This window comes from Parabacteroides sp. AM08-6, from assembly GCF_003473295.1.
Lineage (GTDB): Bacteria > Bacteroidota > Bacteroidia > Bacteroidales > Tannerellaceae > Parabacteroides.
In genome coordinates, this window is the sequence record NZ_QRMP01000001.1 from 427,104 (window position 1) to 440,096 (window position 12,993).

Sequence of the window (12,993 nt, forward strand, 5' to 3'; positions counted from 1 at the left end):
GTTGAAGTTATTATTTACCGATAGTTGTCCAATACGGAGCATCCGAGCGCTTGTTTTTCAAATAATCGATATGGTCATCATCGAGGATTGCCATAATCATCTGGAAGCCGGCCTGTTCCTGTACGGTCAGGATTTCCTGGATACGGCTGAAAGCGACCTGCAGACCACGTTCCTTCAGCTCCATATAGGCTTTCCGGAAGATGATATTCAGCTCCATATGGGTAGTAGCCCCTACTCCGTTGATGATAAGCATCATCTTGTCTCCCTCTTTCGGTTGGAGTTGCCGGCAGAGCAGGTCGACCATTTCAGCAGCTGTTTCGTCGGCAGATACCAGCGGTTTCTGTCCGCCTCCACCTTCACCGTGCTGCCCCATGCCGATTTCCATAATACCGGCCGGCAAGTCGGTGATGACTCCTCCGTTTTGCGGATGTGTGCATGAACGCATGGCAACGGCCAATGTAGCCAACTGCTTATTAAAACGTTCGCCTATTTCAATCAATTCGTCCAGCGATTTGCCCTCTTCGGCGGCAGCTCCCAATATCTTATACAAGGGGACGCAACCGGCCAAGCCGCGACGGTCGTCATTGTTGGCTCCGATACCGGCACTGATGTCGTCGTGTGTCAGGATTTGCTTGACTTTGATACCGACACGTTCGGCCAGTTGGCAGGCCATGTTGGCACTCATCACATCACCGGAATGGTTCAGTACGACAAGCAGAATACCGGCTTCGCGCTTCATCAGTTGCAAGGCCTGAAACAGACGCTGTGCCCCGGGAGCGGCAAAGATATCTCCGACAACGGAGCAGTCCAGCATTCCTTCGCCTACAAAGCCGCTTAGAGCCGGTTCGTGGCCGGAACCTCCTAAGGTAACGATTGCTACTTTGTCCTCGCTTTTCGGGTTCGCACGGACTACAATATTCTCGCCGCCCAATTTCACCTGGTCCGGATAAGCCAATACATAACCTTCCAACAGTTCGGGAGTCACTTGTTCGGGATTATTTATGAATTTTGTTTTAATGTCTGACATGGTATTTTCCTCCTTATGTTTGTTATTATTTAATTTCCATAATCTCGATGGCAATGCCTTCTTCCTCGATAAACGCGATAGTCAAATGTTCGTCGCAGGGAGCCGGGCCGAAAATAACCTTTTTGCCTTTCAGTTCTTCTTCAATCGAGGGGACGGTGTAAGCAATATGTCCCTGTGTTTGTACCAGTTCGGGCAGACAACTGCCTGCTTCAAACTTCAGAAATTCGATACGGTTCGGGCTCTGATTGTAATCGGTCAGCCAGACATTCAAACCTTCGTTCAAAATAGCGCCTTCTTTCTTTTCGGTAGTTACGATACCGATGTGATTAAATGTTCTCATAAGTAATCAATTTTAAGTTTATAAATATTCATTGTTTATTTCAGTTTTCAATCTTCCGTCTTCCGGCAAAACCCTCGGGAAGAGCTAAGAGATGCTTTTGCTTCCAAACGAAAGCATCCCTTATCACAATTTCTTCCATTTCCTTCCGGAAATACAAGCCAAGACAATCACCACCCCGAAAGTGACATAGAGATATGTAAATATCCCGTGAACATTATCGTTTTGTCCATACGAATGCATACCGCTCAGGAAATAATTCACCCCGAAAAAGGTCATCAATACCGAAGCAAAGGCTACGACCGAGGTAAAATTGAACAACCACGGATTGTTCCAACGTTTCACCAAGTGAAGGTGTGTCACAACGGCATACACGACCATTGTAATCAGCGCCCAAGTCTCTTTCGGGTCCCACCCCCAGTAGCGTCCCCACGATTCGTTTGCCCAAACAGCACCGAGAAATGTCCCGACCGTCATCAGTGCCAGTCCCACCAGCAACGACATTTCGTTTACAATACTCAATTCCCGGATACGGGCTTTCAGGATAACTGCATTTTTCTTTCCGGAGATGCTCATCATCAGCATATTTGTCAAACCAATCAGGCAACTGATACCGAAAAAGCCGTAAGCCGCCACGATAACGGCCACATGAAACATCAACCACGGTGATTTCAGCACCGGGACAAGCGGATTAATCTCCGGGTCCATCCAATTCAAGCCGGACACAAAAAGAATGATGCCTCCGAACAGCGTAGCCAATGCCAACGTAATGCGGCTGCGACGCACAAACAGCAATCCAGCCAGTACCGTTGCCCATGCCACATAAACCATTATCTCATACGAATTGCTCCACGGTGCATAGCCTCCGATATACCAGCGTATTCCCATTCCGAACATGTGGAAATGGAATACCACCAATATACCGATTCCCAGCAGCCATGCCGTTATCTTTGTCCAACGTTGTTGACTGAACAACATAATAAAAGAGAAGATAAGCAGTAATCCGCCTAAAATCAGATAGCCAATCTTACAATAGCGAAATACATCCATCCGGTTGTATTTTAATTCCGCCTGGATGCGTTTGGGACTAATATCGAGTGTTTTGTTTTTAGCCTGTTGATAGGTCGAAATCATGCCGGCCACTTCATCAGCCTTGCTCCAGTCTCCCTTTTTTAAAGCAGTTTGCACCTCAGACAGATACCAATCCATAATATGAGAAACGAATATCGAATCTTTGCCGCTGAAGCCGGACAAATCGTCGCCCGGCGCATACCATTTGTGATTCGGGTCATCCTCCTTCGGGAAGAGGTTTAGCATTTGATGGCTGATGAGCAGATGGAAGATATTGATTTGCTCGTCCAGTTTCATCAAATCTTTGTCGAAACGAGTACGTTGGGCAGGCATTTTATTATAAGCCTCTTCCAACTTTTGTTGCAATTTGTAATTACCGTTTGCGTCGATTACCTGGATATAGGCGCATTCGCCATCCGTCAGGTCGAAATAATTAGCCAGTTCGGGGTTGGAAAGAGCGATAAACGGAACACGCATCCACATGTCCGGCATCGCCAAAAGGCTCAAAAGGAACTGGTCGGAATTGAGTGTGCCTATCTTATCAGACTTATGCAATTTACGAAGCACTTCGGACGAGAAAGTGTTGATTGGCATCATACGTCCCTTGCTCGATTGTATAGGCAGCGCACCAAAACGGGCTGCATGCTCCGGATTTATCTGATACTTCTGTATGACATCCAGCATGGGCGATGTCTTTTCTTTCGCTCCTGCTTCCATCGACAAGGCAAGCAAAACGAGAACGATGGCAGTTGTACCTGTTGCCGCCCGCAGTTCTTTCAACCGACGACTCAGACGCATGAAACGGGAGTCTTTCCCGATGAGACTTAGAATAAGGCCAATCACCAAAAGCAGATAGCCTGTATAAGTTATACTCCGTCCGGCCAAATCACGGCTGACGGAAAGAATAGTACCCTGTTCGTCCTTGTCATACGAAGCCTGGAAGAAACGGTAACCTTTTACATCCAATACGTTATTCATATATATCCGTTCACGATGGGTCTGGCCGTCCACATGGACCAACACTTCGCTTTCATAAGCCGAAGGACTGGTTGAACCGGGATAACGGGTTAAAGTAAATTTCACAAGTTCTACGGAAAAGGGTAAGGTATGAAAATAAGAGTTATCGGAAGTACGGACGGCAATACGATTGCTCGTTTCACCTTCACGGAGGTGCAAGATGCCTTCTTCGCCGAAAAGGAATGAGGTGAGGGCGCCGAGAAGGATAATGATAAATGCACCATGCACAAGCATCAGTCCCCATTTACCACGTCGAAGGTATTGGTGTTTGATTGTTGCGGCAATAAAATTGACTACCAGCAGGAACTGGAGCAGGAAAAATAGCGGGGAATAATAAATCATCGCTTTGGCAGCTACTGTCCCGTGATACTTTTCGACGAAAGTTGCGACGGCCAGGCCAAAGGCGTAAATGAGTAACAAGACGATTGTCGTTACAAAGGAAGAGATAAATCTTTCGAGAGTTGCTTTCATTTGTTTTCTTATTAAAGAGAATATAAACATACCCGGCAGTCGGAGAATAAAGACTACACTGATGCGACAAATTTACACAGATAAATCAATTGGTGAAATACTCTGCGACAATCTTGCCACATCAGTGTTGTCTATCATTCATAAATAATATTTATATCTCCTTTTTTCATTCGTCTTCAATAATGACACGGAAGCCCACATTGAACACGGTCTGATACGGATAATAAGCCTTGCGGGTATAAGCTGTCGCGTATTTCGGACGTTCGATGTACGAACCACCGCGAACCACTTTGTACTCGGATGTTCCTTTCGCCTTTTCCGTGTAGGGATATGGCAGATAATCCGAACGGGTCCATTCGGCAACATTCCCGTGCATGTTATACAAACCGAACGGGTTGGCCTGATAACATTTTTCTCCGGTCTGAACCAGATTTCCGTCATCTACATTCTCCTCTTTCGGCAGGAAGATGTAGTATTTATACCAGAATGCAGTTTTCGGCATCGGCTGCGGATCGATACCGCTAACAGCCAACTTGAGTGTCGTTTTGTCCGCCAAATTCTCGTATTTACCGAAATCCGTATTCAGATTGCCATACCAGAAATCTTCACCGCTTCCGGCACGACAAGCCCATTCCCATTGGGCTTCGGTTGGAAGCGTAATGTTCAACCCGGTCTTTTCGCTTAGCTGTTTACAATACTCCATTGCGGAGTTATAGCTGACACGGATAACCGGCTGCTCCGGTTTATTGGCCGGATAACCTTGGTTGACATGATCTTTCCATTGCTGGTCTACGTAGCGACTGTCGTGTTCAGGGAATATTACCCGATATTGTTCGTTGGTCACTTCCATTTCACCCATCCAGAAAGCTTTGTCGATTTTTACTTTGGAAGTAGGATAACAATCCTTCTGTCCGTGATAACTACCCATGACGAACTGTCCGGCAGGGATACGAACGAAGGTCATCTTGATGCCCGGAGCCAGCTCTATCTCTTTACGAGTTGACTTTTCGTCGGCTAACATAGCTTTGATAGCTGTTGCATCGAATGGCCATCCTTTTACCTTCAGCGACTTTTCCTTTACAGGCGGCTCTTTTTCCGGCATAACCGGAGTAATCGGACCTTTCGACTTCAAGTAGTCCGCGTAGTCGGCAATTTCTTTCTTCCAGTCCACACCCGCTTCGTTCGCATATTTATCCGTCAATTCCTTACGACGAGCTATCTGGTCGAAGCCCTGATAAGGGAAATCCGTCAAAACATTGGCATTGAAATAACCTTTATCCGGAGCATTATAGTCAATCCAGTTGTAAAGTGTTTTCCATTCGGCATCCGTCAGCTTAACATTATGGTGTCCTTTCTTCAGTAAACGTACCAGTTCGCTGGTGTTCGGATGATATTCGTATGGATGGAGTACAACCATATCGCCTTCGCCTCCTTGACGATGGATATAAGGATGAAAATTCAGGTAAGAAGTACCGTATCCCAACTCGTCTTTCTTTCCGCCACGCAAATCGAATGCTTTCTCTCCGTTATGACAAGCGATACAGGCACGATCCAGAATAGGCTGTATCTCCAAATCGAAAGTGAACGAACGAACGCCTCCTTCGGGAGCTTTCAGTACATGGGGAGCTTTTTGTGAAGCCATTACGCGTTTGGGTATAGGTATTTGATTCTGGTCTTCATGGCAACCGATACACGATACGACCTCACCCGGCTGACCGGTCAACCAGCTACGCATCCATTGGATGGCAACCCCGTCTTTGTCGATTGGCTGGATGGATATCGGAGTATTAGCCGGTATCTTGAAGATAGCAGAACCGTCTTCTTCCACTGGAACCGTACCCAGTAGACGTTTGATATCCCAACCACTTTGGATACCGTGCCAGTTATGGTCGGAAGTAGTCTTTACATAAGCATATTCGTAGGCATGCAGACGAAGTTCTTTGACTGTTCCGCGGGGGATACCGCGAAGACCCTCGCCCTGATAAATATCCTGGATAAATACCGTCGCTTCTTTATCTCCCAGCTTTACACGGTCAGGAATTGCCGGCGGTGTTGTCGTTTTACGAACTGCTATCGGACTGATATATCCCTCGCCTTCCGTTTTCATCAGGCAAGTAACATTATCATAGATATCTACCAAATACAATCCCCAAAGAGATTGAGGGTCGAGCTTGGCAGCAACCAGAAAGTATTTATCGTCTAATGCCGTCGGTTTTATAAATTGCGGCCATACACCATTAACCAATTCGTCTTTTATCAGTTCGACAACCGGACGGTTGCGATGAGGTATCTCTTGCAACATACCAGCCGTACCCTTACGTGCTTTTGTCGGATCGAAAATAATCAGACGGCCGGAGCGGGCAATGCCGTGGTGTCCGGAAATAACGCCGATAAAAGCAGATGAATGTCCGGGTAAAGGTTGTACATCGAACGTACTGTTCGGAAACATCGAACCACTACCATACAAAGCTTTATTTTCCGTTCCGTCCGGATTCATGTGCATCACGATACGGGAATAGTAGTGCGTCAAGTCGGTATACTCCCAGCGAGTGTACATCACGCGACCATTATTCATAACAACAGGATTCCAGTTAGCATCCTGGTCAAATGTCAAACGGCGCAGGTCTTTTTTTTCCGGAGTATAAAGTATCATATTACCTACAGCGTCATAGCCACTTACACAGGGAACTCCCTGGTATCCAATGTTTGAGTTGGCAATAATACGACCATCAGGCAGATAAGTGCCGTCATAAAATTCCAAATCAGGTTCCTCGTTCTCCACCAATTTTTTGAAGCCGGTTCCGTCCAATTTTACTTCAAATACATTCCAGCGTTTATCCGGTTGTGTCTGAGTAAACATCATGCGATCTCCGTCCCAGTGCAAACGGAGGTCGGCTATGGAAGAACCATTAGACGGTTTATACACCTGACGCGTGTTGATATCACCACGCAGATTGGATAGTTCCACGATTTCAGCATCAAAACCTTCACGAGGTGCCGACTCTTGGTTGCTCCAGTTATTAGCCTGCGTTCCTAGTTCAGGAGCCATCGCCTGGCGAGCTTGAGAGCCCAATTTATAACGCACAGCTACCACCTTGTCCGAATCCAGTAACGGATTACCTAACAGAATAGCCCGTTTATTTTCCAAAGCCTTACGAGCATCGCCCATTGCCTGCTCATTTCCCTGGTAAATACCGTCAAAACCTTTCTGATGAAGTTGTATTAACTCATTGTATAACGGTTCATATTTGGCAACATCATACCCCTTCTGCTTTTTCATGTCAGCAAAAGCCAGTTTAATGGCATCCATATTCAACCATTCAAGTTCACTTTGAAGCTCATAGACACTCTGCATCTGTTCGAACAGTTCCAAATATTTACGGATTTGTGTATCTACATCTTTTTCAGATGCTATCTGCATAATGGTTTTCTTATAAAAATCACCGTCTTTCAGTCTGCCGGCAATTTCTTCCACTATTTGTTTTTCAACAGAAGCATCCGGTGTAATCAGCCAAGTCTCCAATCCATCCATAGATGCACTCAGCAGACTTATTTGCGGATATTTAGCTATCAACTCATCTCCTATATTTTTAGGAAATACATTCATGGCCTGAAAGAATACACTACCGGTTTGCGAGTCATCATCGATGCCTACTTCTGCTTCGAAACGTACATATTTATTATCCACGGGATAAACCAGCATACCGTCGGCATGACAGAATACACCGTGCGGATACAACTTTCCAGCAATATGCAAAGCTTTTTCATAAACATTGACATTCATCATTGGACTACCCCAACCGGCTACACCATATTCGTAAGGAATTTCATCCAACCATACGGAAGAACCATCAGCCGCTATCAAGCGTGCGTTTCCCCATACAGCATGGTCGTAGCTAGAGCCATCGGGTCCTCCGGATGTGATAAGTACAAGCTTCTCAACACCTTTCAGGTCAACCACAAACGGTTCTGCTTTGTCTTTATGCTTCATATATTTGGAAATGACCGGCATTCCCGCTTTCTGAAGTTCGGACCGCAATTCCGATTTAGCTTTAACCGATGCATCAATCCATGTTTCCACCTTTTTCTGCTTTGGCCCTGCCAGCATCAAAACAGAGGAAGAAATGAAGAATGAAACGATTAATAAGTATTTATTCATGGGAGTTGTTTATTATTAAAGCGCAGCTTTCTTGTTCGTGAAACGTAATCCATCGTTATCATGATAACAAGCCCATTCATCCACGATAGCACCTTCCGGTCCAGCCATCATAAAATGGAATGTCTCAAGTTTTTTCAAACGCAGAATGTCACCGACTTTCTGTACTGCGAAATTCTTACTCTTAATCGGTCCGTGACTGGCAGGAATAGCCGGTGCATTCGGAGTTTCATCACCTATTTCCGAGAAGTTATAAACCCAGCCTTTTTCTACCATCCATGATTCATGTTTAGCAGGGAATTTGGTCTTCACATGCGCATGTTCAGGAATCATTTGTCCCGGCAACAAATAGATGGCGTGAGCAAAGTAACCATATTCAGCATCGTTTATCCAGAAAACGCCTCCCATACCTACATTTTCAAAATCGCCCAGACCGAAATCTGTTACCCACATTTCTTTACCCATAAATTCGGTAAAAGGAACACCATAAAAATCAAACATGTCTTTCATTGCCTTCATGGCAACATCTTGTTGAAACTTGCCGTCCTTATAGAAATCGGCATTTGTGTACTTTTTAGAATAAGTCATTTCTTTATTAATTTTACAGTTAGTTTTTTTATTACATTCATTTCCGCAATCACTGCCACATTGCTCGGTACATTGTCCTTTCCCAGCAGCAGCACAACAAGTTGCATCTCCCGAAGTAGATGTTTTTCCGGTACAGGCCACCATCGAGCACAAAAGCATTGCCACGGCAGCCGATTTGAAATTGAGTCCTTTTTTCATTTTTATTTTATCATATAAATTAGTAATATTCGTTTCTTCTTTTGAGTGAGACCGATCATTCGATTGCTATACCTTCAATCTCAACCAGCAATTCATCCCGACAAACATCCGCCCACATATAGGAAATGGGTATATTCAGTTTATAATCTTCTAATAATTCACGAGCTTCTTCATAAAAAGACTTTTCTTTCAGGTAAACTCGAAGCATCTTTAGCTTAGCTTTACCTGTCAACTGTGCGATATTTTCCATCGTGATATGAAGTTGTCGTTCCAATCCCACACCTATCAACGTTTCTTCTCCCCGAATAGCAGCCGTCCCGGAAATGTAGACAAGTCGTCGGTTATCGAATGTCATACTTTTGGCCCGCTCGAACTTCGGTGTTGTTTTTTTCTGTCCGGCCATTTCCAATACTTGCTCAGAATAAGCATGCGCGGCCACTTGCAGTTTATTATCTATCGGTGTGGCAAAACAACGGGACGAAGTAAACTGAACCGCATCTATATCTACCAGAACACCTCCTAAATTAGCCCCGATACCGGTCGCAGCCGGATAACCATTATTCCATTCTGTCTGGCTGTAAAAATCACTACGAGCATTATTAAATATCTGATAATGCTGGTCAGGACCATCGAACTTCGTTATCTGCTCAAGATAATTCCACTGACGAATGATACTCTCTACCGGAAATTCTTCTCTACGCATCACCTCTCCTATGAGTCGGAACACCTCATCAGATTGCTGGCGGATACCGGATTTAATAACACTACCATGAAATCCTCCGGCAAACAGAAAACGTCCATCCCCGTTTTCCAACAGGACATAAGGGAAGTCACCAAAATGTCGATAGCTCAATTTGTCGCAATCTTCTGCCCTGTAGCTATGCACTTCTACTATTAATCCTCCATTTAGAGGAGGTTGGGATACATAACTTAACACAGGATTACAGTCTCCAGTAAATTTTCGGACTTTTTCATTCAACAAAATCCGACGCGAAACATATTCTTCATTATCCGCCGGCATACCGAAAAAAGCAAGTCGGAAAATAGCTTCGTCTTTCGGTAATTGTGCCAACAATGCATCGACCATTTCTTCGAAAGAAAAAGCTTTTTCCGTCGTATAGATTGTATAGTGTATTTTATCGCAATAATTCATGTTATTTATTGAATGTTATTCTCATTTTTTTACAAGGAATTTACATATTCCGTAAGAGCATCTATCTCTTTTTTAGAGATTTTCTTCTTAATGCCATGTTTATAAACATCAAAAACCTCTTCCATTGTAGCAGCACGGCCGTTAAACAGATAAGGAGCTGTACGCCATACTTCACGCAAAGTCGGAGTATCCCATCCTTGTTCAAATTCAATATTTTCGCCGATACGATGCATCTTCATATCGGTAAAATAAGGACCGGAATGACATTCACTGCATTTCAGTTTTTCAAATACTTTGCGTCCCTCTTTGGCAAGCTCAGATAATTCTCCATTCACCAAATACGGACTAGGTACGGGTTGAAGTGATTTTAAATAAGCGTCCACACATGCAGCATCTTCTTCCGTAATATCAAAAAACTGAATAAACTTAAAGCCAGCGCGTACAGCCCATTCGGCCGTTTCCCGTATACCGGAAATCATACTGGGAGGCGTTACATGACTAAAAAGCAAACTCTTACAATTCTTTGAATTTCCAACGCCATCGTTCATCAAATCCCAATTCATTCCATCTGTCCGGGCTTCTCCGGGATGGCAACCATTGCAACTTTGCCAGTTCTGAAAACAATGGGAAGCATCATTGAAATATTTTTCACCTTTGTTTTCCGCACTTTCCTCTCGTTCAGGATTCAAATTTGTAACTGTTATCTCGCAAGTATTAATGTCCATGACATTTAATATATCGGCAAAATAAGTCGGAACAACCAACTTATCGCCAGTCAAAACCATACTTCGAGGACCGTTACCCTGTAAAGGAATGCGATTACGCAGGCCGTAAAGGAAGGTCAAGTCATAGTCCAAAGCAGCTTTATCCGAATAGTTCTCAAACTTCTCACGCATTGCTTTATGGTTGATTACACTAACTTCATGTGTACCGGAATGTGTGATGAAGATTGCATCTTCATTACAAGCAATACTCCAGATGCCAGCCGCTCCCCGTTCAGGCTCATCTACCAGAACGGCACCCACAAATTCCTGCTTCGCCACATCGATGATACTAAAAGCACTGGTATTCATCCACCCCTGCTGCAACTGCGAAGTCGGAACTGTAAAACGTCCCAGATTATGCGATACATATATATATTTACCATCCGGCGTAATACAGATTCCGCGCAAAGCATTACTACCATTTGCCAACTGTATATCTTTGATTTTTGTAAAACTTTTCAGCTCAATAACCGATACGCAAGCAGCCACATAATCCAAGTCCGCCCGTTGTGCTGGTAAAAAATTCGTCACAAACAAATATTTACCGTCTTGACTGAATACAGCCGATTTCGGTTCGCGCAAAACTTGTACATTTCGTATTACCTTATAGTTTGACAAATCAATTTCCGACACTGTATTTGTAAACTGATTACACACATACAGGTATTTTCCTTCAGGGCCGAACATTGGATGACAAGCACCTGCACCAGTTGAAACCGAAGCCTCTATCCTGCCCGATTCCAATTGCAAAACCTGTAAATGTCCACCTGTCGGACCAAACGTGGTAACGTATGCTTTCATTTCGTCTTGAACAATGCCGGTGGGAACTTCATCCATCGGATATGATTTCAACAACGTTTTCCCATCACTCGATAAAAGTACCACCCGCTTCATGCCCTTTTCCGTTATAAGCATCTCCCCTTTCTTATTCAGGACAATGTCTGTCGGAAAGAACGGCAGATTGCCCGCTGAAGCAAAAGAGATGAAGCAGGCCAAACAGGCTATCAAAGTAATTTTTAATAGATGTTTTCGTGTATTCATGGCGCATATATATTATATATCTTATAAAAATTCTCAATTCTCATTTTTTCTAAATCCTAAATCTCGTGAGATATCCTCAGCTATCTTTTTTATACATACTGCAGAACTTCGCGTCACCTCTTTCGAAAGACGGTCTTTAGGACCGGATATCCAAATGGCTCCGCAAGGATAACCCGTGTAATTAAAGATAGGTGCACCAACACAAATTACCCCATTTAGCTCCTCTTCGTTATCCAGAGCATAGCCAAAATTACGTACTTTTTCAAGTTCAGCCAGATAAGCTTCACGCGTCGTAATAGTACGGGAATTGTATTGTTCAAATTTCATATACGAAAGATAACGGTCGCGCACTGTATTCGGAAGATAAGCCATAATAGCTTTGCCGGGCGCAGAACAATGTAACTCAAACGACTTTCCGGGGGACAAGATAAAACGGAAAGTATGATGTCCTTGCGCCTGTTCTATAAAAATCCCTTTTTCGTCACCCAACACTCCAAAGCAGGCTGTTTCCTTTACCTGATCGCGCAAATCACGCAACCGAGGCAATACGGTTTCCAGTAAGTTGTGTTCATTTAAGGAACGAAATCCCAGCGTCAACAGTTTTCTTGAAAGTTTATATCGTTTTGTATCTTCATCATATATGAGATAATCCAACCGAACCAATGTATTCAAAATCCGGTAAGCCGTAGTCTGTGAAATATCAAGCGCCGATTTTATACTCTGCAACGTTTCTCCTTGAAAATGAAGCGAGAGATACTCAATCACTGCAATACCTTTTTCCAGATTCGGAACCTTATAGTTTTCTTCCAGCTTTTCCATATTTGGAACAGTGTTTTTCATATTTGAAATATTGTTTCAGATTTGAACCAAATATAAGTGGCACATAATTAAAGTGACTACAAAGAATGTGAAAAGACGTTAAGTATGTCGTAAAGCATAAAGAGATGGAAGCGTTCAGAGTCAGCGTATCTCCATTATGGACATTTTATTCTTTCTGTTCCGATAAAAGCATCCAACCTCTTATTCGTTCAACGTTCGTGAAACGCAAAAGCATCGAACGTATTTTTTGCGTTCAACGTTCGTATTTTTTTCGTTCAGCGAACGTGAAACGCAAATAAGGTTGAGATAACCAGGGCAAACGCATTAGAAACAATCTGAAACTGAAGATGT

8 protein-coding genes are annotated in these 12,993 nt (G+C 43.9%); all 8 read right to left on the reverse strand.

Translation table 11 applies throughout. The annotated features are described in order from the left end of the window. Window positions 1–10 precede the first annotated feature (10 nt). A complete protein-coding gene (locus DW103_RS01735) occupies window positions 11–1,027 on the reverse strand; it encodes a dihydroxyacetone kinase subunit DhaK (RefSeq protein ID WP_122273926.1) in 1,017 nt (338 codons plus the stop codon). Window positions 1,028–1,052: 25 nt separating this feature from the next. Beyond that, on the reverse strand, window positions 1,053–1,367 hold the full coding sequence (locus tag DW103_RS01740; RefSeq protein WP_122273927.1) for a hypothetical protein: 315 nt from the start codon (window positions 1,365–1,367) through the stop codon (window positions 1,053–1,055). Window positions 1,368–1,490: 123 nt separating this feature from the next. Next, window positions 1,491–3,923: a cytochrome c biogenesis protein CcsA gene (gene ccsA, locus DW103_RS01745; protein WP_122273928.1), complete on the reverse strand. Its 2,433-nt coding sequence runs from the start codon at window positions 3,921–3,923 to the stop codon at window positions 1,491–1,493. Window positions 3,924–4,089: 166 nt separating this feature from the next. Next, entirely contained in the window at window positions 4,090–8,082 is a 3,993-nt protein-coding gene (locus DW103_RS01750; protein WP_122273929.1) for an SUMF1/EgtB/PvdO family nonheme iron enzyme, read from the reverse strand. 15 nt (window positions 8,083–8,097) lie between these two features. Then, the gene (locus DW103_RS01755; protein WP_122273930.1) at window positions 8,098–8,865 is read right to left on the reverse strand and encodes a hypothetical protein; all 768 of its coding nucleotides are present in this window, start codon (window positions 8,863–8,865) and stop codon (window positions 8,098–8,100) included. A gap of 55 nt (window positions 8,866–8,920) precedes the next feature. Further along, window positions 8,921–10,018: an endoribonuclease L-PSP gene (locus tag DW103_RS01760; protein ID WP_122273931.1), complete on the reverse strand. Its 1,098-nt coding sequence runs from the start codon at window positions 10,016–10,018 to the stop codon at window positions 8,921–8,923. Window positions 10,019–10,047: 29 nt separating this feature from the next. After that, complete coding sequence (locus DW103_RS01765; RefSeq protein WP_122273932.1) at window positions 10,048–11,823, reverse strand: YncE family protein; 1,776 nt, start codon at window positions 11,821–11,823, stop codon at window positions 10,048–10,050. Between the two features lie 33 nt (window positions 11,824–11,856). Beyond that, window positions 11,857–12,663: an IclR family transcriptional regulator gene (locus tag DW103_RS01770; protein ID WP_122273933.1), complete on the reverse strand. Its 807-nt coding sequence runs from the start codon at window positions 12,661–12,663 to the stop codon at window positions 11,857–11,859. Between the last annotated feature and the right edge of the window lie 330 nt (window positions 12,664–12,993).

Excerpts from the sequence above, each read along its gene's own strand:
- DW103_RS01750 (WP_122273929.1), bottom strand. The coding sequence starts at position 8,082 with ATGAATAAATACTTATTAATCGTTTCATTCTTCATTTCTTCCTCTGTT.
- DW103_RS01760 (WP_122273931.1), bottom strand. The coding sequence starts at position 10,018 with ATGAATTATTGCGATAAAATACACTATACAATCTATACGACGGAAAAA.
- DW103_RS01740 (WP_122273927.1), bottom strand. The coding sequence starts at position 1,367 with ATGAGAACATTTAATCACATCGGTATCGTAACTACCGAAAAGAAAGAA.
- ccsA (WP_122273928.1), bottom strand. The coding sequence starts at position 3,923 with ATGAAAGCAACTCTCGAAAGATTTATCTCTTCCTTTGTAACGACAATC.
- DW103_RS01770 (WP_122273933.1), bottom strand. The coding sequence starts at position 12,663 with ATGAAAAACACTGTTCCAAATATGGAAAAGCTGGAAGAAAACTATAAG.
- DW103_RS01755 (WP_122273930.1), bottom strand. The coding sequence starts at position 8,865 with ATGAAAAAAGGACTCAATTTCAAATCGGCTGCCGTGGCAATGCTTTTG.
- DW103_RS01765 (WP_122273932.1), bottom strand. The coding sequence starts at position 11,823 with ATGAATACACGAAAACATCTATTAAAAATTACTTTGATAGCCTGTTTG.
- DW103_RS01735 (WP_122273926.1), bottom strand. The coding sequence starts at position 1,027 with ATGTCAGACATTAAAACAAAATTCATAAATAATCCCGAACAAGTGACT.